This window comes from Rhodococcus sp. SORGH_AS_0301 (genome assembly GCF_030818285.1).
Taxonomy (GTDB): Bacteria; Actinomycetota; Actinomycetes; order Mycobacteriales; family Mycobacteriaceae; genus Rhodococcoides.
This window is the reverse complement of the sequence record NZ_JAUTAC010000002.1, coordinates 3,663,445-3,683,648: the sequence shown is the minus strand read 5'-3', so window position 1 is coordinate 3,683,648 and position 20,204 is coordinate 3,663,445. Positions and strand designations below refer to the sequence as shown.

Here is a 20,204-nt window from a genome sequence, read left to right as displayed (position 1 = left end):
GCGTCCCGGCATGACCGGGGCACGCCCGATGCCGGAGGGCCCGCACCTGCTCACGGTGCGGCGGGCGGTGCGCGCCTGGTTCGGGGAGCACTGCCCGGAGCGCGCCGTCGTCGTCGGGCTGTCGGGTGGTGCGGACTCGCTGGCGCTCACCGCCGCCTGTGTGGCCGAGGGCGCACAGGTGCACGCCGTGGTCGTCGACCACGCGCTGCAGGCGGGTTCGGCCGAGGTGGCGCACAGGGCCGCCGAGCAGGCACGAGACCTCGGGTGTTCCCGCGCCGAGGTGAGGACCGTGTCGGTGACCGGGGCGGGTGGACCCGAGGCCGCGGCCCGGCGCGCCCGGTACGCCGCTCTCGACGCGGTCCGCGGTGACCGCCCGATCCTGCTGGGCCACACGCTGGACGATCAGGCCGAGACCGTCCTGCTCGGACTCGCCCGCGGATCCGGGTCCCGATCGCTGCGGGGGATGGCGGCCTGGGACCCGCCGCGAGGTCGTCCGCTGTTGACCGTGCGCCGCGAGTCCACCGTCGGCGCGTGCGCCGAACTGGGTCTCGCCGCGTGGGACGACCCGCACAACCTCGACCCGTCCTTCGTTCGGGTCCGACTCCGCGGCGAGGTGCTCCCGCTGCTGGAGGACGTCCTGCACGGCGGTGTCGCCGCCGCGCTCGCGCGCACCGCCGACCAGCTGCGCGAGGACGGCGCCGTTCTCGACGCACTCGCCGCGGACATCGCCGTGTCCGCCCGCGTCGGCGACGCGCTGGAGGTGTCCGCCCTCGTGGAGGTACCGGGTGCACTCCGTCGGCGGGTGATCCGCGAGTGGCTGGCCGACCGGGGAGTGCCGTTGCGCAACGAGGCGCAGGTGCGCGCCGTGGACGATCTCGTCGGCGCGTGGCGCGGGCAGGGCGGCGTCGCGGTGGCCGGGGGCGGCCCGGTCGAGAGGTTGGTCGTCGAGAGACGACGTGGCAAGCTCGACCTGGTTCGGTGGACCGGCCGGGCCGCGAGCGAGTGAAGGGACACCCGTGTACGAGGGCGACATCGCATCGATCCTGATCTCCCGAGAGGAGATCGACAAGCGTATCGCCGAGCTGGCCGAGGAGATCGCCGCTCGCTACCCGGTGGGGGCTCCCGAAGGTGATCTGCTGCTCGTCGGAGTTCTCAAGGGCGCCATCATGTTCATGACGGATTTCGCACGCGCACTGCCGATCCCGAGCCAGCTCGAGTTCATGGCGGTCAGTTCGTACGGATCGTCCACGTCCTCGTCGGGCGTCGTCCGCATCCTCAAGGACCTCGACCGCGACATCCACGGCCGCCACGTCCTCATCGTGGAGGACATCATCGACTCCGGTCTGACGCTGTCGTGGTTGATGAAGAACCTCGCCACGCGCCAGCCCGCGTCGCTCGAGGTGGTCACCCTGCTCCGCAAGCCCGACGCGGTGAAGGTGGACGTCGACGTCGCGAACGTCGGCTTCGACATCCCGAACGAGTTCGTCGTGGGCTACGGCCTCGACTACGACGAGCGTTACCGCGACCTTCCCTACATCGGACTGCTGGAACCCCGGGTCTACGGAGGCTGATCGAATGTCGCGCGAACAGGTCGGCCCCACCGCCACGTCCATCGCGGACGACGTCCGGAACGGGCGGGTCCAACCTGCCGCGGTAGCCCGAGAAGCGTTGGACCGCATCGCCGCTCGGAACGACGACCTGCACGCGTTCGTCGTGGTGCGTCCCGACGAGGTGCTCCGGGAAGCGGACGCGATCGCCGTCCGAGCGGATCTACGGGCCCTGCCGCTCGCCGGCGTTCCGGTGGCGATCAAGGACAACGTCCCGGTGACGGGCTACCCGATGCGCAACGGTTCGCTCGCGACATCCGACACTCCCGCCGCCGCGGATCACCCGGTGGTCGCGCGCCTGCGCGGCGCGGGCGCCGTGGTCGTCGGTCTCACCTCGGTTCCCGAGCTGTGCCTGTGGGGCGCGACGGACGGTGCCGACGGCATCGCCCGCAATCCGTGGAACCGTGACCTCACCCCGGGCGGATCGTCCGGTGGCGCCGCCGCCGCGGTCTCCTCGGGCATGGTGCCCGTCGCCCACGGCAACGACGGCATGGGGTCCATCCGGATCCCCGCCGCGAACTGCGGACTGGTCGGCATCAAGCCGGGGCTCGGCCTCGTCCCGTCCGAACTGGGCAACGGCTCGTGGTTCGGCATGTCGGAGAACGGTCCGTTGACCACGACCGTCGCCGACGCGGCGCTCCTGCTCTCGGTCATGGCGGACGATCCGGATCTCGCCTACGTCGACGCTCCCGAGACCACGCGCATCGGGGTCGCCGTGGAGTCGCCGTCGCCCGTCGTGCGAGTGGATCCCCACTTCCGGCAGGCCGCACTCGACGTCGCCCGGGAGCTCGAGCGGATCGGGCACCGCACCAGCACGGCAGCGCTGCCCTACCCGGCCAGTCCACTCGGGCAGCTCGCCCGCTGGACGGCCGGCGGAGCCGCGGACGCCGCCGGGCTCGACGTGTCGGCGCTGCAGAAGCGAACCCGTCGCCACATCGCGGTGGGTCGGCGAGCGGCACGGTTCGTGCGGCCGTCGCAGACCGAGACGCTCACGCGACGCATGCGCTCGTACTTCGAGAGTGTCGACGTGGTGCTGACGCCGGCGCTCGCCGCGCCGCCGATCCGTGCGGACCGGTGGAGCGAGCGCGGGTGGGCAGCCAACATGGCGGCCAACATTCGCTACGCACCCTTCGCGGCACCGTGGAACTTGCTGGGGTGGCCCGCCGTGAGTGTGCCCGCGGGACTCCATCCCGAGTCGGGGACTCCGCTGGCCGTGCAGCTGGCGGGCCCTCCCGGGTCCGAGCGTCGACTGCTGGCGCTCGCGGCACAGATCGAACAGCATCGGCCCTGGCCACGCACCGCGGCCGACCGGTAACACTCGTCACGCGCAGCTGGGCGCGGGAACCTCACCGCGTGTCGGCGCGTTGACCGAGATGTGCGCGCCGCCCGGCCGTCCGCATCCGCGGTAACCTGGCTTGTCCGGTGCGCAACCGGCAACGATCGAGAACTGCTGCCGGCCGACCGACGCGAACCATGACCACCTGCCTGTGAGTCCGACTGCCATCGAGGGCGACGCTGTATGAACCGCAAGACTTTGTTCCGCAACCTGGCGATAGTCGCCGGCATCCTGTTGGTGATCTTCGCCTTCAGCTACTTCGGCGACGACACGCGGGGGTGGAAGAGTGTCGACACGTCGGTCGCCGTCGCGCAGCTCGACGACCAGAACGTGCAGACCGCGCAGATCGACGACCGTGAGCAGCAGGTCCGTCTGACGCTGAAGAGCGGCAACGACGCCACCGGCAACGAGACGCAGATCATCTCGCAGTACCCGGACGCCGCGTCGCAGCAGATCTTCGACAAGGTCGCCGCGTCGGGTGCCGAGAGCTACGACACCGAGGTGACACAGGACAGCTGGTTCACGTCGATCCTGGTGTTCCTGCTCCCCATGATCATCCTGCTGGGCATCTTCATCTTCGTGATGTCGCGCATGCAGGGCGGCGGGCGTGGCGGTGTCATGGGCTTCGGCAAGTCCAAGGCCAAGCAGCTCACCAAGGACATGCCGAAGACAACATTCGCGGACGTGGCAGGCGCGAACGAAGCGGTCGAAGAGCTGTACGAGATCAAGGACTTCCTGCAGAACCCGGCCCGCTACCAGGCACTCGGCGCGAAGATCCCCCGCGGCGTGCTGCTCTACGGCCCTCCCGGAACCGGCAAGACGCTGCTCGCCCGCGCCGTCGCCGGTGAGGCCGGCGTGCCGTTCTTCACCATCTCGGGTTCCGACTTCGTCGAGATGTTCGTCGGTGTGGGTGCCTCACGGGTGCGCGACCTGTTCGAGCAGGCCAAGCAGAACAGCCCCTGTATCATCTTCGTCGACGAGATCGACGCCGTCGGTCGCCAGCGTGGCGCCGGTCTCGGTGGTGGCCACGACGAGCGCGAGCAGACCCTCAACCAGCTGCTCGTCGAGATGGACGGGTTCGGTGAGCGCACGGGCGTCATCCTCATCGCCGCCACGAACCGTCCCGACATCCTCGATCCCGCCCTGCTGCGCCCGGGCCGTTTCGACAGGCAGATCCCGGTCGGCGCCCCCGACCTCGCAGGACGCCGCGCAATTCTCGCGGTGCACTCGAAGGGCAAGCCGATCGCGCAGGACGCCGACCTCGAGGGTCTGGCCAAGCGCACCGTCGGCATGTCGGGCGCGGATCTCGCGAACGTCATCAACGAGGCCGCACTGCTCACGGCGCGGGAGAACGGCACCGTGGTCACCGAGGCCGCCCTCGAGGAGTCGGTGGACCGCGTCATCGGCGGACCTCGACGCAAGAGCCGCATCATCAGCGAGCACGAGCGCAAGATCACGGCGTACCACGAGGGTGGTCACACCCTCGCGGCGTGGGCGATGCCCGACATCGAGCCGATCTACAAGGTCACCATCCTCGCCCGCGGCCGCACCGGTGGTCACGCGATGACGGTGCCGGAGGACGACAAGGGCCTGATGACGCGCTCCGAGATGATCGCGCGCCTCGTCATGGCGATGGGCGGCCGCGCTGCCGAGGAGCTCGTCTTCCACGAGCCGACCACGGGAGCGTCGTCCGACATCGACCAGGCCACCAAGATCGCTCGCGCCATGGTCACCGAGTACGGCATGAGCAGCAAGCTCGGCGCCGTCCGGTACGGCCAGGAGCAGGGCGATCCCTTCCTGGGCCGCTCGATGGGCGTCCAGTCCGACTACTCGCACGAGGTCGCGCGGGAGATCGACGGGGAGGTGCGCAACCTCATCGAGGCCGCGCACACCGAGGCGTGGGCCATCCTGAACGACTACCGCGACGTCCTCGACATCCTGGCCACCGAGCTGCTCGAGCGCGAGACGCTCACGCGCAAGGATCTGGAGAAGATCTTCACCGGCGTCGAGAAGCGTCCCCGCATCACCGCGTTCAACGACTTCGGTGATCGAGTTCCGTCGTCCAAGCCCCCGGTGAAGACGCCGCGCGAGCTCGCGACCGAGCGCGGGGAGCCGTGGCCCCCCGTCTCGATCGTCAAGGAGCCGAGCTACGCCGGCCAGGCCCAGAACGGCCAGGCACAGAACGGCCAGAACGGCCACGCCCAGAACGGGCACGGCCAGAACGGTCACGGTCAGAACGGGCAGGGCCAGAACGGGTCGACCCCGAACGGTCAGGGTGGCGCACATCGCGGCGGCCGTCCCGGCTCCTCGATGCCCGACTACGGCGCACCGGCCGGCTGGTCCGCACCGGGATGGCCTCCTCGCGAGAACGAGGCACCTCGGTACCCGGAGCCGCAGGGTTACGGCCAGCCGCAGGGCTACGGCCAGCCGCAGGGCTACGGGCAGCCGCAGGGTCAGGGTGACCCGCAGGGCTACCAGGGTCCGCGTGGGTACCAGGAACCGCGCGGCTACGACGAGCCCCAGCCTTACCAGGAACCGCAGCCCTACCAGGAACCGCAGCCATATCAGGAGCCGCAGCCCTATCGGGAACCGCAGGCCTACCGGGAACCGCAGCCCTATCAGGAGCCGTACCAGGATCCGCAGCCGTACGGGCAGTACCCCGGTTCGGGTGTGGGGGAGCCGGCTCAGCCCGAGCCGCGTTACCGCAACCCGCAGAACCCGGAGGGGCAGTACCAGCCTCCGCGTGACGAGGCCGAGGATCCCCAGCTGCCGCCGAACACCCAGCGGTGGGAGGGCCCGGACGCGCGCTAGAGTCGCTCGTCCGACCCTCTCGTCCGTGCGGCCGCACCCGCCCGCACATCACTCCGGCTGCTCTGATCCATCGGCAGCGCGTCCGTCAGCGAAGGGACCTCCCGTGTCCGTCAACCAAGCCGATCAGTCGATCGACGAGCCCGTGTCCGTGGTGTCCGGTCGGACGTTCGATCAGGAGCGCGCCGAGGCGGCCGTTCGCGAGCTGCTGCTCGCGGTGGGTGAGGACCCCGAGCGCGAGGGGCTGAAGGACACGCCCGCTCGAGTGGCGCGTGCATACCGGGAGATGTTCGGCGGACTGTTCGTCGATCCCGACGAGGTGCTGGGAACGACGTTCGACGAGGCGCACCGCGAGCTCGTCCTCGTGCGGGACATCCCGATGTACTCGACGTGCGAGCACCACCTGGTGTCCTTCCACGGCGTCGCGCACGTCGGCTACATCCCGGGCAAGTCGGGCCGGGTGACGGGCCTGTCGAAGCTGGCGCGGGTCGTCGACCTGTACGCGAAGCGGCCGCAGGTGCAGGAGCGTCTCACCTCGCAGGTCGCCGACGCGATGATGCGCAAGCTCGAACCGCGCGGAGTCATCGTGGTGATGGAGGCCGAGCACCTCTGCATGGCGATGCGGGGAATCCGTAAGCCGGGCGCCAGCACCACCACCTCCGCCGTACGCGGTGTGTTCCAGTCCAGCGCGGTGTCCCGGTCCGAGGCGCTGGATCTCATCCTTCGCAAGTAGGCGCCGCTCGTGTTCACGCTTCCGCACGCGGACGGGCCCGTGGTGATGGGCGTCGTCAACGTCACGGCCGACTCGTTCTCGGACGGCGGCCGTTACCTGGACGTCGACGCCGCGGTGCGGCACGGCCTCGAACTGCACGCCGCGGGTGTCGACATCGTCGATGTGGGGGGCGAGTCGACACGTCCGGGAGCCGACCGCGTCGACCCGTCCGTCGAGGCGGAGCGCGTCGCACCGGTGATCGCCGAGTTGGTCTCTCACGGCGTGTGCGTCAGCGTCGACACGATGCGGGCATCCGTGGCGACCGCGGCGATCGGTGCGGGCGTGTCCATCGTCAACGACGTCTCCGGTGGCCGCGCCGATCCCGACATGGCGGGTGTCGTCGCCGATGCCGGTGTCGCCTGGGTGCTCATGCACTGGCGTTCCACCGTCGACTGGACCCACCGACCCGGTGCCGCCGAGGAGCACGACTACGGCGACATCGTCGAGGACGTGCGCAGCGGACTGCTCCGTCAGGTCGACGCGGCCGTCGCCGCCGGGGTGGACAGTTCCCGCATCGTCCTCGATCCGGGGCTCGGCTTCGCCAAGAACGCGGAGCACAACTGGGCGTTGCTCCGCCGACTCGATCGTCTCGTCGACACGGGCATTCCCGTGCTGGTGGGTGCGTCCCGCAAACGATTCCTCGGCACTCTGCTCGCCCGCGACGGGCAGCCTCGCCCTCCGCACGGCCGCGACGCTGCGACGGCCGCGATCTCGGTGCTGTCCGCCGTGGCGGGCGCCTGGGGGGTGCGCGTCCACGACGCCGTCGGCACTCTCGACGCTCTCGCCGTGCACCGGCAGTGGCACGGCCCGACCGAACCGAAAGGCACGACATGACCGATCGCATCGAGCTGCGCGGATTGACCGTGCGCGGCAATCACGGTGTCTTCGACCACGAGAAGCGCGACGGGCAGGACTTCCTCGTCGACCTCGTCGTCCACATGGATCTCGCCCCGGCCGCGGCATCGGACGACCTGACGAAGACGGCGCACTACGGCGAGTTGGCCGAGGCCGCCGCCGCGGTCGTCGGGGGGCCGAGTCGCGATCTCATCGAGACGGTCGCGAGCGAGATCGCCGACGGTGTCCTGACGGATCCGCGCGTGGAACGCGTCGAGGTCACCCTGCACAAGCCGTCGGCTCCGATCCCCCTGACCTTCACGGACGTGGCCGTCGTGGTGAGCCGATCGAGGTCTGCGTGACCCGCGCGGTGCTCTCGATCGGGAGCAACATCGGGGACAGCGAACAGCAGTTGCGGGCCGTGGTCGAGGGTCTGGGTGACGCCGTCGTCGCAGTGTCGACCGTGTTCGCCACCGCCCCGTGGGGCGGCATCGACCAGCAGGACTTCCTCAACGCCGTCGTGATCGTGGACGACGAGAACACCGACTGCCGGGGCTGGTTGCGACGGGGACAGCAGTTGGAGACGGCCGCTCACCGAGAGCGGGTGCAGCGCTGGGGACCGCGGACCGTCGACGTGGACATCGTCGTGTGCGACGACGTCGTCAGCGACGACCCCGAGCTGATTCTTCCGCACCCACTGGCGCACGAGCGCGCCTTCGTCCTCGCACCGTGGCTGGACGCCGATCCCGACGCCGTGCTGCGTGGCCGATCGGTGCGCGACCTGCTGGCCGAGCTGCCGGAGTCCGAACGTGCCGGTGTGCGTCGCACCGAGACACGGCTGTGGGACCCGGTGCGCTGCGGGCGGGCCGGCGGTGACTCCACGTGAGCCCGACGCGCGTGCGCGACCTCGTCGCGCTCGCGGCGTTCGCCCTGGTGGCCACCTGGATCCTCGCGTCCTCGTTCTACGGGTCTGTTCCGCCGATCTCGACGTTCGCCGGAGCGTCGCTGTATCCGGTGGCGGTCGTCCTCGTGGTCGTGGGTCTGCTGGTGCGGTCCCGATTGCGCACCCGGAGGATCGGCCCCGGGCCCGGCCAGCTGCATCCGATCACGGTCGCCCGCGCCGTCGCGCTGGCGAAGGCCGCGGCCCTCGTCGGTGCAGCGGCGGCGGGAGTGTGGGCCGGTCTGCTGATCCATCTGCTGCCCCTGCGGTCCTCGGTGCGCGCGGCGTCGGAGGACACGCCGGGAGCGCTGATCGGCCTCGTCGCCGGGATCGTCGCCGTGGCCGCTGCCCTGTGGCTCGAGCACTGCTGCCGGACACCGGACGACGGAGCCGACGAGCCCGCCCACTGACCCGATCGCGGCCGTCCTCGGACACCCCGTCCGTGCATGGTGAAGTGCGACAGCCGCCCGAGCCGTTACCCTGGGATTCATGACGGACACCGGCAGGAGCAAGGCGAACCGTCGCACGAAACGCGGCGGCAACCACACGGCTCTCGCCGGTCTGGTTCTGCTGGGCGTGGTGGCCAGCGTTCTGATGATCCTCAGCGACAGCGTTCCGCTGCTGCGCGTGGGCATCGTGGCAGCGCTGTGGGCCGCCGTTCTCGGCGCGTTCGCGATGACGAAGTACCGCCGCGACGCCGCGGTGGATCAGATGAAGGCGCGCGATCTGCAGACCGTCTACGAGCTCCAGCTGGAGCGGGAGATTGCCGCGCGCCGCGAGTACGAGCTCGGCGTCGAGTCGCGGGTGCGCGCCGAGATCGGTGCCGACGGAGACGAGATGCGTGCTCTCCGAGCCGAACTCGCGTCGCTGCGCCGCAGCCTCGAGATGCTGTTCGACGGCGAGTTGCCGGACGACCGCGCTGCCATCGCCGGCGAGGCGATGCGGATGCGGGAGCTGGCCGAGCGCTCCTACAGCGGCTACGAGCCGGCGCCGTCCGGTCTGTACGTTCCCGGATCGCGCACCCGCCCGCCGAGCTTCGCCCCCGATCCGACCTACTCCCGGCCCGGCTTCGCCACTCCCTTCGACGACCCGGTCACGGCGGAGACGTCGGTCATCGGCGGCGAGTTCGATCACGACGGCACCTTCCATCCGGCACCCGCACCGCAGTCGCCGCGCACCCCCGAATGGAACCCGTCGAGTCACCGCGCCGACAGCATTCCCGTCGCCCCCGAGCCGGAACCCCTGCCCGAGCCGGAACCCGAGCCGGAACCGCTGCCGGAACCCGAGCCGCAGCCCGAACCCCTGCCGGAGCCCGAGCCGCTTCCCGAACCCGAGCCGCAGCCCGAACCCGATCCGCTGCCGACCCTGGACGTCGAGCCCGAACCCGAGCCGGAAGAGCCCGAGCTTCCGGAACCCGCGCCCGTCGCACCCGTGCAGTCGGGCGGTCGACGACGCGCTGCGGATCCGGACGACGAGTCCGACGCACCGGTCGACGCAGGGTCGGGAGCACATTCGAGTGGGCGCTCCGTCGCGGACATCCTCGCGGGGATGGGCACCGCGGACGCGTCGACAGGATCGGGTCGCCGGCGCCGCCGTGCCGAGTAGACACCGCGCCGAGTGAGAGCTGCGTCGAGCGAGATCTGCGCCGCGGGTGTGACCGGCGTCGCATGGCGGTCGGTCGACGCCGGACACTAGTGTGGGCGTCGATGAGTCCGGTACCCGCCGAGCGGGACTGGAACTGTATCCCCGAGAGGACCCTTCTTGTCCCCCGATCGAGTCACGTCCGACCCCGCCCCGGCGCGCCTGTCCGTCGGTGTCGTGTCCGCAGGCCGAGTCGGTACCGCGCTGGGTGAGGCGCTCGAACGCGTCGGCCACGTCGTGTTCGGCTGCGCCGCCGTCTCCGACGCGTCCCGGCGCCGCGCCGAGACCCGCCTCCCCGACGCGGAGATCATGCCGGCCACGGACGTGGCGCGGCGCAGTGAACTGCTGATCCTGGCGGTGCCGGATCAGGAACTGGACGCGCTGGTCCGCGGGTTGGCGCGCACCGATGCGGTGTCGCCCGGAACTCTCGTGCTGCACACGTCCGGCGCCAACGGTGTCGGCATCCTCGCGCCGCTGGCGGGCCGAGGAGTGGTGACGATGGCCGTGCACCCCGCGATGACCTTCAGCGGCAAACCCGAGGACACCGACCGTCTGGCGACCGCGTGCTTCGGCATCACGGCGGCCGACGAGATCGGCCTCGCGATCGCGCAGGGACTGGTGCTCGAGATCGGCGGCGAGCCCGTGGGTGTGCCCGAGGAGGCGCGCACGCTGTACCACGCCGCGCTCGCCCACGGGTCGAACCACCTGGTCACTCTGGTCGTCGACGCCCTCGACGCGCTGCGGGACGCGTTGGCCCACGAGGAACTTCCCGGCCAGCAGCCGGTGGAACAGCGTCCCGGTGGTGTGGCGGAGCGGGTTCTGGCGCCACTGCTGTCGGCGGCGTTGGACAACGTGCTGCGCAGCGGACAGGGCGCGTTGACCGGTCCGGTGGCGCGCGGCGACGGGGCGACGGTGTCCAGGCATCTCGACGCGTTGACCGATCTCGACCCGCGGATCGCCGCGGGCTATCGCGCGATGTCACTGCGTACGGCCGAGCGGACCGGCGCGGACGACACCGTGATGAACGTCCTGCGGGACAACGAATGAGGAGGCAGCCGTGAGTGCACTCGACGGCGCGTACACACCGGGTGAACTGACGGTGCATCACGCACCCGATGTGGTCCGTTCGGTCACCCGAGCCCTGCGCTCGGCGGGACGCCGAGTCGCGCTCGTGCCCACCATGGGTGCGTTGCACGCCGGTCACGTCCAGCTCGTGGAGATGGCGAAGCGGAGCGGCGCTGTCGTCGTGGTGTCGATCTTCGTCAACCCGCTGCAGTTCGGGGCGGGGGAGGATCTCGACGCGTACCCGCGCACCCTCGACGCCGACCTGGACGTGCTGCGCGCAGCCGGGGTGGAACTGGCCTTCGTCCCGAGTGTGCAGGACATGTACCCGCACGGTCCGCGGACGACAGTGCACCCCGGTCCGCTCGGTGCCGAACTCGAAGGCGCTTCGCGGCCCGGCCATTTCGCCGGGATGCTGACGGTGGTCGCGAAGCTGCTCGGCATCGTCGCACCCACCACGGCCTACTTCGGGGAGAAGGACTACCAGCAGCTGGTCCTCATCGACCAGATGGTGCGCGACCTGAACATCGACGTCGAGATCCGCGGCGTCCCCATCGTCCGCGAGTCCGACGGTCTGGCCCTGTCCTCGCGCAACCGGTACCTCGACGAGCATCAGCGGTCCCTCGCGGTGGCCCTGTCGGCAGCGCTGATCGCCGGCACCCATGCTGCCGAGGGTGGTTCGGATGCCGTTCTGGCGGCGGCGCAGTCGGTGCTCGACACGGTGCCGGAGGTGGACGTCGACTACCTCGAGGTACGCGGAGCCGATCTCCGTGACGCACCCGAGGAGGGAGACGGCCGGTTGCTGGTCGCCGCCCGCGTGGGCACCACGCGCCTGCTCGACAACGTGGGCGTCGCTCTCGGTACCGGATTCCAGGGTCGCGATCTGGAATCCGCAGCCGGACAACGCCATCTCGGCCACTCCTGACTCCACTCCGACCGACCGACCGGCCCGCCCGCCCAACCGACCGGCCTCCGGCCTGCCCGCAACTCCGCCCGGCTCCAGACAGGTAAGGACCCACCATGCTCCGCACGATGATGACCTCGAAGATCCACCGCGCCACCGTGACCCACGCCGATCTGCACTACGTGGGGTCGGTGACCATCGATCAGGACCTGCTCGACGCCGCCGCGCTGCTCGAGGGTGAGCAGGTGACCATCGTGGACATCGACAACGGTGCTCGGCTCGAGACCTACGTCATCGCGGGGCAGCGTGGTTCGGGAGTGGTCGGGATCAACGGCGCCGCAGCGCATCTCGTGCACCCGGGTGATCTGGTGATCATCATCGCTTACGGCATCCTCGATCCGGCCGAGGTCGCCGAGTACGCGCCGAACGTGGTGTTCGTCGACGCCGACAACCGCCCCGTCCAGGTTGGCTCCGATCCGGCGGACAGCCCGGCCGGCTCCGGACTGATCTCGCCGCGCACACTCACCGCGGACACGCGTGACACGGTCTCGGTCTGATGCTGCTCACCGTCGACGTCCGCAACACCAACATCGTGTTGGGCGTGTTCACCGGCAGCGGTGACCACGCGCGGCTCACGCGGCAACGCCGGATGCGGACGGACGCGTCGATGACGGCGGACGAGCTCGCGTTGACCTTTCGCGGTCTCCTCGGTCCCGACGTGGAGACCATCACGGGTGTCGCGGCGCTCTCGACGGTCCCGTCGGTGCTGCGCGAGATCCGGACGATGCTGGGGCGGTACTGGTCGCACGTTCCCCACGTGGTTGTCGAGCCCGGCGTGCGCACGGGAGTGCCTCTGCTGGTGGACAATCCGAAGGAGGTGGGCGCCGACCGCATCGTCAACAGCCTCGCGGCCCACCACCTGTACGACGCGCCGTGCATCATCGTCGACTTCGGGACGTCCACGTGTGTCGACGTCGTGTCGGCCAAGGGGGAGTTCCTGGGCGGATCGATCGCACCCGGACTCGAGATCTCCATGGACGCGCTCGCGTCCCGCTCCGCGGCGCTGCGCAAGGTCGAACTGGTCAGGCCCAGAGGCATTCTCGGCAAGAACACCGTCGAGGCCATGCAGTCGGGTGCGATCTTCGGCTTCGCCGGTCTCGTCGACGGCATCGTCGACCGGGTGTGCCGCGAGGTGCCCGGCTTCGACGGCGACGACGTCGTCGTGGTGGCCACCGGCGACACGGCGTCGCTCGTCATGGACGACTCCTCGTCGATCGATCGCATCGAGCCGGACCTCACGTTGGCGGGACTGCGGCTGGTCTACGAGCGCAATCAGGCCCGTCGCCGCTGATCGAGGCCACGACGGTCGAGGTGGCGCGCTGCCGAACTGTGTGCCACACTTTCGGGGTGACTGATCGCACGGGTGCTCGGGAGTGTTGTCGGGGCTGACGCCTGCCCTGACTGTCATCACACCTCCCTGGAGTCCTGTCGTGCTCTCGCTCTCTGCTGTCGCCCCCACCTCTCTGCGTCCCGCCGATCTGCTGCGCCTCACCGATCAAGGTGCGGCGGACGTGCTCGACGGTCGCCATGATGCGCTCCTCCCGCCCGGTGGAGTGTTCCCAGCCGGTGAACGGTGGTGTGCCCGTCTGCATTCGGACGATCTGGTCGACCTGTGGCTCATCAGCTGGGTGCCGGACAAGTCCACGGAACTGCACGACCACGCCGGATCGCTCGGCGCGCTGACCGTCCTGAGCGGCTCGCTCAGCGAATACCGTTGGAACGGTGAGGGTCTGCATCACCGCCGCCTGGACGCGGGTGATCAGGCGTCCTTCCCGCTGGGGTGGGTCCACGACGTCACCCACGCCCCGGCCCCGACATCGGACCCGGTGACCGTGAGCGGTCCGACACTGAGCGTGCACGCGTACTCGCCGCCGCTGACGGCCATGTCCTACTACGAGATCGGCGAGCGCGGTGCTCTGCGCCGCACCCGGTCCGTCCTGACCGACCTGCCCGAGGGAGACGCGTGATGACGACTCGACCCACCACCCGATCGAGCATCGACGATATGCTCGAGCGCGCACGGTCCACGTACCGCCGCACGGACGTCTCCGAGCTGGCCGATGCCGTCGCCCGCGGCGCGGTGCTCGTCGACATCCGCCCCCAGGCACAGCGCGCGCTGGAGGGGACCATGCCGGGGGCACTGGCCGTCGAGCGCAACGTCCTCGAGTGGCGGTGCGACCCCACGAGCAGCGCACGCCTGGCCATCGCGGTGGATCACGACGTCGAGTGGATCGTGCTGTGCTCCGAGGGCTACACCTCCTCGCTGGCCGCCGCGGCGCTGCAGGAACTGGGGCTCACGCGAGCGTCCGACGTCATCGGTGGGTACCGCGCCATCGTCGACGCCGGGCTCACCGGCGTCGTGGGGAGCGCACGGCACTGCCTGCGCGAAGGGCGCACTCTCGTCGCGCACTGACCTCTCTATAGGCTGAGCAGTCGTGACCGAGACACCACGAGCAGACACCGACCCCGCCGCCGTTCCCACCGACGACACCCCGGAACAGGTGCGCATCCGCCGCGAGAAGCGCGCCCGGCTGCTGGAGTCCGGGCGCGAGGCGTATCCGGTGTCGGTCGCGAGGACGCACTCGCTGGCCGAGGTCCGGGCTGCGCATCCCGCGCTCGAGCCGGACACACACACCGGCGAGCAGGTGGGGGTGGCCGGTCGCGTCATCTTCCTGCGCAACACCGGCAAACTCTGCTTCGCGACGCTGCAGGACGGGGACGGCACGCAGCTCCAGGCCATGATCTCCCTCGCCGGTGTCGGCGAGGACGCGCTGGCGCTGTGGAAGTCGGACGTCGATCTCGGCGACATGATCTTCGTGCACGGCGAGGTGATCAGCTCCCGACGCGGCGAGCTGAGCGTCATGGCGGACGAGTGGCAGATGGCGTCCAAGTCGCTGCGGCCCCTGCCCGTCGCCCACAAGGAGATGAACGAGGAGTCCCGCGTCCGCCAGCGGTACGTCGACCTCATCGTGCGTCCCGAGGCGCGGGAGAACGCCCGCCGCCGCGTCGCCGCGCTGCGCGCACTGCGTGACGGGCTCGAGCGCCGCGGATTCCTGGAGATCGAGACCCCGATGCTCCAGACGCTGCACGGCGGCGCCGCGGCCCGACCGTTCACGACGCACTCGAACGCGCTCGACATCGACCTGTTCCTCCGCATCGCTCCCGAACTGTTCCTCAAGCGGGCGGTCGTGGGCGGCATCGACCGGGTCTTCGAGATCAACCGCAACTTCCGCAACGAGGGCATCGACTCCACGCACTCCCCGGAGTTCGCGATGCTCGAGACGTACGAGGCCTACGGCACGTACGACGACTCCGCGGTGATGACGCGCGAGCTCGTGCAGGAAGTCGTCCAGGCCGTTTACGGGTCGCTCCAGGTCACCCTCGCGGACGGTTCCGCGTACGACTTCGCGGGCGAGTGGACCACCATCGAGATGTACCCGTCGTTGTCGGCCGCCGTCGGTATCGAGGTGACACCGGAGACGAGCCCGGACGACCTGCGTGCGCTGGCCGATCGGGTGGGTCTCGCCGTGCCGACGGACAAGGGGTGGGGACACGGCAAGCTGGTCGAGGAGCTGTGGGAGCACAGCTGCGGGGACCAGCTCCACGCTCCGACGTTCGTCCGCAACTTCCCCGTGGAGACGTCGCCACTGGTCCGCGCCCATCGCAGCATCCCCGGTGTGGTGGAGAAGTGGGACCTGTACGTCCGGGGCTTCGAGCTCGCCACCGGCTACTCGGAGCTCGTCGATCCCGTCGTGCAGCGTGAGCGCTTCGTCGATCAGGCCCGGCTGGCGTCGGCCGGCGACGACGAGGCCATGGTTCTCGACGAGGATTTCCTCACCGCCATGGAGTACGCGATGCCCCCCACAACGGGTACCGGAATGGGCATCGACCGCCTTCTGATGGCGCTCACCGGGTTGGGTATTCGCGAGACCATCCTCTTTCCATTGGTACGTCCCGACCGCGGCTGACGGCGAATAGAAACATTCCACTCGGTACGCTGCATTGCCTCGGTAATGCGCGCTATTATCGACCTCGCTCGGCGAAAAGTGTCGCTGTGTTCGGAGGGGGGAATGCGTCGAATGGTCAAGAAGGTGACGGTCACGCTGGTCGACGACGTCGACAACGTACCGGCTGACGAGACGGTGTCGATCGGGTTGGACGGCACGTGGTTCGAGTTGGATCTGTCCAACTCGAACGCCGATGAGCTGCGGAAAGTCATGGACCAATGGATCCAGCACGCGCGGCGAGTGTCGACGCGGACGACCGGGGGAGGATCGGCCGCGAGCTCGTCCGGGGGCACGCGGACACGCGGCGCGGCCGATCGAGCGCGTAGTGCTGCAATACGGGAATGGGCGCGCACGCAAGGTTTCGAGATCAGCGCGCGGGGCCGCATATCGTCCGAGATCGTGCGGGCCTGGGAACTTTCTTCGTGATTCTGTCCTGTCTGTCGGAGTCATTGTCATTCGATTGAATGACAATGACTCCAATGGATGGGCGAAATGTCCGTCACGTCTCATCACGCCGACCCATTGCCGTGCGTGCCGATCCGGAGTAGGCCGTTCGCTGCGGGCGAAGGCGGGAACGGCGAATCCGCCGCTGCTGGTGGTAACGAATCTCCGGTGCAGTGCGTTGTGACTGCATACCAGGGTGCCGGTGTCGTCCCGAACGACGCGCCGAGGGCATGGAAGCCACCGTTCGCCGTCGGATGAACTTCGCCGGCGGAGCGGCACTCGAAGGTCACGGCAACTAGAGTGAGAGTCGGGCTCGAGGTTCGGACTAGAGGGTCCGACGCCTGCCCCGTCATCAGTGTGAGGGAGAGCGATGTTCGAGAGGTTCACCGACCGCGCACGGCGCGTCGTCGTCCTGGCCCAAGAAGAGGCCCGGATGCTCAACCACAACTACATCGGCACGGAGCACATCCTGCTGGGTCTCATCCATGAGGGTGAAGGCGTGGCGGCGAAGTCTCTGGAGTCGCTCGGGATCTCCCTCGAAGGTGTGCGCAGCCAGGTCGAGGAGATCATCGGCCAGGGCCAGCAGGCACCGTCCGGGCACATCCCGTTCACTCCGCGTGCCAAGAAGGTCCTCGAGCTCAGCCTGCGTGAGGCGCTGCAGCTCGGACACAACTACATCGGCACGGAGCACATCCTGTTGGGCCTCATCCGTGAGGGCGAGGGCGTGGCGGCGCAGGTGCTGGTCAAGCTCGGCGCCGACCTCAACCGCGTGCGCCAGCAGGTCATCCAGCTCCTGTCCGGATACCAGGGCAAGGAGCCCAGCGAGTCCGGCAGCAGCCGCGGCGAGGCGGGTACGCCGTCCACGTCGCTGGTGCTCGACCAGTTCGGCCGCAACCTGACGCAGGCCGCACTCGAGGGCAAGCTCGACCCGGTCATCGGACGCGCGAAGGAGATCGAGCGCGTCATGCAGGTGCTGAGCCGCCGCACCAAGAACAACCCGGTGCTCATCGGTGAGCCCGGTGTCGGCAAGACCGCCGTCGTCGAGGGCCTCGCGCAGGCCATCGTCAACGGCGAGGTGCCCGAGACGCTCAAGGACAAGCAGCTCTACACGCTGGACCTGGGCTCGCTCGTCGCCGGCAGCCGATACCGCGGCGACTTCGAGGAGCGCCTGAAGAAGGTGCTCAAGGAGATCAACACCCGCGGCGACATCATCCTGTTCATCGACGAGCTGCACACGCTCGTCGGCGCGGGTGCTGCCGAGGGCGCGATCGACGCGGCCTCCATCCTGAAGCCGAAGCTCGCTCGTGGTGAGCTCCAGACCATCGGTGCCACCACGCTCGACGAGTACCGCAAGTACATCGAGAAGGACGCGGCCCTCGAGCGTCGCTTCCAGCCGGTGCAGGTCGGCGAACCGTCGGTCGATCACACGATCGAGATCCTCAAGGGTCTGCGCGACCGGTACGAGGCGCATCACCGCGTCTCGATCACCGACAGTGCACTCGTGGCGGCCGCGACCCTGGCCGACCGGTACATCAACGACCGCTTCCTGCCGGACAAGGCGATCGACCTCATCGACGAGGCGGGCGCGCGTATGCGCATCCGTCGGATGACGGCGCCGCCGGACCTGCGCGACTTCGACGACAAGATCGCCGATGCTCGTCGGGAGAAGGAGTCCGCGATCGACGCGCGCAGGACTTCGAGAAGGCTGCCAACCTGCGCGACAAGGAGAAGCAGCTCGTCGCGCAGCGCGCCGAGCGCGAGAAGCAGTGGCGTAGCGGAGACCTCGACGTCATCGCCGAGGTCGACGACAACGAGATCGCCGAGGTCCTGGGCAACTGGACCGGCATCCCCGTGTTCAAGCTGACCGAGGAGGAGACCACGCGTCTCCTGCGCATGGAGGACGAACTCCACAAGCGCATCATCGGCCAGGTCGAGGCGGTCAAGGCGGTCTCGAAGGCCATCCGCCGTACCCGCGCAGGACTGAAGGACCCGAAGCGTCCGTCCGGCTCGTTCATCTTCGCCGGCCCGTCCGGTGTGGGTAAGACGGAGCTGTCGAAGGCTCTGGCGAACTTCCTGTTCGGCGAGGACGACGCGCTCATCCAGATCGACATGGGCGAGTTTCACGACCGGTTCACCGCATCGCGTCTGTTCGGTGCGCCCCCCGGATATGTGGGCTACGAAGAGGGTGGCCAGCTCACCGAGAAGGTGCGCCGCAAGCCGTTCTCCGTGGTGCTGTTCGACGAGATCGAGAAGGCTCACCAGGAGATCTACAACACGCTCCTGCAGGTGCTCGAGGACGGCCGTCTCACCGACGGTCAGGGTCGTACGGTCGACTTCAAGAACACCGTGCTGATCTTCACCTCGAACCTCGGTACGTCGGACATCTCCAAGGCCGTCGGGCTGGGCTTCTCCTCGGGTGAGGGCAGTGGCTCCAACTACGAGCGCATGAAGCTCAAGGTGCACGACGAGCTGAAGAAGCACTTCCGCCCCGAGTTCCTGAACCGCATCGACGACATCGTCGTCTTCCACCAGCTCACCAAGGACGAGATCATCCAGATGGTCGATCTCATGCTGGCGCGAGTGGAGGTTGCGCTCAAGAACAAGGACATGGCCATCGAGGTCACGGACAAGGGCAAGGCGCTCCTGGCGAAGCGTGGATTCGACCCGGTGTTGGGTGCGCGTCCGCTGCGTCGCACCATCCAGCGCGAGATCGAGGACCAGCTGTCCGAGAAGATCCTGTTCGGCGAGATCGAGCCGGGTCAGATCGTGCTGGTCGACGTCGACAACTGGGACGGCGAAGGACAGGGCGAAGACGCAGTCTTCACCTTCCGCGGCGAGAAGAAGCCGATCAGCCTTCCCGACGAGTTGACCGTCGACCTGGCGAAGTCGGGCGAGAGCTCCGAGTAGTACGTACGCACGGCAACGGGCGGGACCCTCACGGGTCTCGCCCGTTCTGCGTTCGTGGTGTCTCTCGCGATGAGTTCGGCCGCACCGCCCGGTCTGTACCGGTATGGCTACTGCAACCGTGAACTCGATGCTCCTGTCCAGCCCCGATCCCGAAGCGCTCGCCCGGTGGTACGGGGAGGTGTTCGAGGCGCCGCCGATGTCGGTGGGCCCGTACACCGTGATCGACCTCGACGGCTTCTTCGTCATGTTCGACAAGCGTGACGACGTGACGGGCCCGAATCGAGAGGGTGCGCGCGTCGTCCTGAACGTGGAACCGGACGACGCGGAGGCGGTCGCCGGTCGGATCGACGCGCTCGGCGGCGAGTGGGTGAGTCCCCTCGAGAGCCGCGACGGGGACCTGTTCGCCACCGCGAAGGATCCCGACGGCAACTGGATCCAGCTGGTCCGTCTGCGGGACGAGATGGAAGCGCAGATGGGCGCTCCGACGACGCCGTTCTCCGGCATCGCGGTCCGAGACATGGAGGACACCACGCGCTTCTACCGCAATGTCCTGGGCATGCGCGTACTGCCGTCCGAGATGGGTACTTCCTGGATTCGCATCGACCGACGCACCAGCATGCTCGCCTACCCCAAGCCGGATCACGTACCGGCCACGCACACCGTGCTGAACATCCCGACGCGTGACATCGACGCCACGGTCGCCGACCTCACAGCGCGAGGTGTCGAGTTCGTCCGATACGACGGGGCACCGCAGGACGACAAGGGTGTCATGCGGGGGAACGGCCCGGACATCGCGTGGTTCACCGACCCGTCCGGCAACGTCCTTGCGGTGATCGCCGTCGACCCGAGCGTCTGACCTGGCATCGGTTCGAAGTCGACAGC

19 protein-coding genes and 1 pseudogene are annotated in these 20,204 nt (G+C 69.1%); all 20 read left to right on the top strand.

Going from position 1 to position 20,204, the window contains the following annotated elements; translation table 11 throughout:
- Positions 1–10: 10 nt before the first annotated feature.
- A complete protein-coding gene (tilS, locus tag QE397_RS18010) occupies positions 11–1,006 on the top strand; it encodes a tRNA lysidine(34) synthetase TilS (RefSeq protein WP_307096489.1) in 996 nt (331 codons plus the stop codon).
- A 10-nt stretch (positions 1,007–1,016) separates the two neighbouring features.
- Positions 1,017–1,571 carry a hypoxanthine phosphoribosyltransferase gene (gene hpt, locus QE397_RS18005; protein WP_027506476.1) on the top strand — a complete coding sequence of 185 codons (555 nt, stop codon included), beginning with the start codon at positions 1,017–1,019 and terminating at the stop codon, positions 1,569–1,571.
- A 4-nt stretch (positions 1,572–1,575) separates the two neighbouring features.
- Positions 1,576–2,922, top strand: coding sequence for an amidase (locus QE397_RS18000; RefSeq protein ID WP_222638881.1), 1,347 nt, complete (start codon positions 1,576–1,578; stop codon positions 2,920–2,922).
- Between the two features lie 204 nt (positions 2,923–3,126).
- A complete protein-coding gene (ftsH, locus tag QE397_RS17995; RefSeq protein ID WP_307096486.1) occupies positions 3,127–5,754 on the top strand; it encodes an ATP-dependent zinc metalloprotease FtsH in 2,628 nt (875 codons plus the stop codon).
- Between the two features lie 103 nt (positions 5,755–5,857).
- On the top strand, positions 5,858–6,484 hold the full coding sequence (gene folE / locus QE397_RS17990; protein ID WP_027506473.1) for a GTP cyclohydrolase I FolE: 627 nt from the start codon (positions 5,858–5,860) through the stop codon (positions 6,482–6,484).
- Positions 6,485–6,529: 45 nt separating this feature from the next.
- Positions 6,530–7,357 (top strand): dihydropteroate synthase, encoded by an 828-nt coding sequence (gene folP / locus QE397_RS17985; RefSeq protein WP_051613538.1) that lies wholly within the window; start codon positions 6,530–6,532, stop codon positions 7,355–7,357.
- Positions 7,354–7,719 carry a dihydroneopterin aldolase gene (folB, locus tag QE397_RS17980; RefSeq protein WP_307096484.1) on the top strand — a complete coding sequence of 122 codons (366 nt, stop codon included), beginning with the start codon at positions 7,354–7,356 and terminating at the stop codon, positions 7,717–7,719. The genes folP and folB overlap by 4 nt, the downstream gene beginning before the upstream one ends.
- A complete protein-coding gene (folK, locus tag QE397_RS17975) occupies positions 7,716–8,243 on the top strand; it encodes a 2-amino-4-hydroxy-6-hydroxymethyldihydropteridine diphosphokinase (protein WP_027506470.1) in 528 nt (175 codons plus the stop codon). The genes folB and folK overlap by 4 nt, the downstream gene beginning before the upstream one ends.
- A complete protein-coding gene (locus QE397_RS17970) occupies positions 8,240–8,707 on the top strand; it encodes a DUF3180 domain-containing protein (RefSeq protein WP_307096482.1) in 468 nt (155 codons plus the stop codon). The genes folK and QE397_RS17970 overlap by 4 nt, the downstream gene beginning before the upstream one ends.
- Before the next feature lie 79 nt (positions 8,708–8,786).
- Complete coding sequence (locus tag QE397_RS17965) at positions 8,787–9,902, top strand: DUF6779 domain-containing protein (protein WP_051613517.1); 1,116 nt, start codon at positions 8,787–8,789, stop codon at positions 9,900–9,902.
- Positions 9,903–10,058: 156 nt separating this feature from the next.
- On the top strand, positions 10,059–10,985 hold the full coding sequence (locus QE397_RS17960) for a Rossmann-like and DUF2520 domain-containing protein (RefSeq protein WP_027506467.1): 927 nt from the start codon (positions 10,059–10,061) through the stop codon (positions 10,983–10,985).
- A gap of 10 nt (positions 10,986–10,995) precedes the next feature.
- Positions 10,996–11,925, top strand: a complete 930-nt coding sequence (panC, locus tag QE397_RS17955; RefSeq protein ID WP_307096479.1) for a pantoate--beta-alanine ligase — start codon at positions 10,996–10,998, stop codon at positions 11,923–11,925.
- A 95-nt stretch (positions 11,926–12,020) separates the two neighbouring features.
- Positions 12,021–12,461, top strand: a complete 441-nt coding sequence (gene panD, locus QE397_RS17950; RefSeq protein WP_222633175.1) for an aspartate 1-decarboxylase — start codon at positions 12,021–12,023, stop codon at positions 12,459–12,461.
- Positions 12,461–13,255 (top strand): type III pantothenate kinase, encoded by a 795-nt coding sequence (locus QE397_RS17945; protein ID WP_307096476.1) that lies wholly within the window; start codon positions 12,461–12,463, stop codon positions 13,253–13,255. Before panD ends, QE397_RS17945 begins: the two co-directional genes overlap by 1 nt.
- A gap of 139 nt (positions 13,256–13,394) precedes the next feature.
- The gene (locus QE397_RS17940) at positions 13,395–13,931 is read left to right on the top strand and encodes a cysteine dioxygenase family protein (RefSeq protein ID WP_235579015.1); all 537 of its coding nucleotides are present in this window, start codon (positions 13,395–13,397) and stop codon (positions 13,929–13,931) included.
- On the top strand, positions 13,931–14,377 hold the full coding sequence (locus QE397_RS17935) for a rhodanese-like domain-containing protein (protein ID WP_027506462.1): 447 nt from the start codon (positions 13,931–13,933) through the stop codon (positions 14,375–14,377). The genes QE397_RS17940 and QE397_RS17935 overlap by 1 nt, the downstream gene beginning before the upstream one ends.
- Before the next feature lie 22 nt (positions 14,378–14,399).
- The gene (gene lysS / locus QE397_RS17930) at positions 14,400–15,932 is read left to right on the top strand and encodes a lysine--tRNA ligase (protein WP_307096475.1); all 1,533 of its coding nucleotides are present in this window, start codon (positions 14,400–14,402) and stop codon (positions 15,930–15,932) included.
- A 111-nt stretch (positions 15,933–16,043) separates the two neighbouring features.
- Positions 16,044–16,397, top strand: a complete 354-nt coding sequence (locus tag QE397_RS17925; RefSeq protein ID WP_222633172.1) for an Lsr2 family protein — start codon at positions 16,044–16,046, stop codon at positions 16,395–16,397.
- Positions 16,398–16,785: 388 nt separating this feature from the next.
- Positions 16,786–19,322: pseudogene (locus tag QE397_RS17920) on the top strand (ATP-dependent Clp protease ATP-binding subunit).
- 103 nt (positions 19,323–19,425) lie between these two features.
- Positions 19,426–20,178 carry a VOC family protein gene (locus tag QE397_RS17915; protein WP_307096472.1) on the top strand — a complete coding sequence of 251 codons (753 nt, stop codon included), beginning with the start codon at positions 19,426–19,428 and terminating at the stop codon, positions 20,176–20,178.
- The last annotated feature ends 26 nt before the right edge of the window (positions 20,179–20,204 follow it).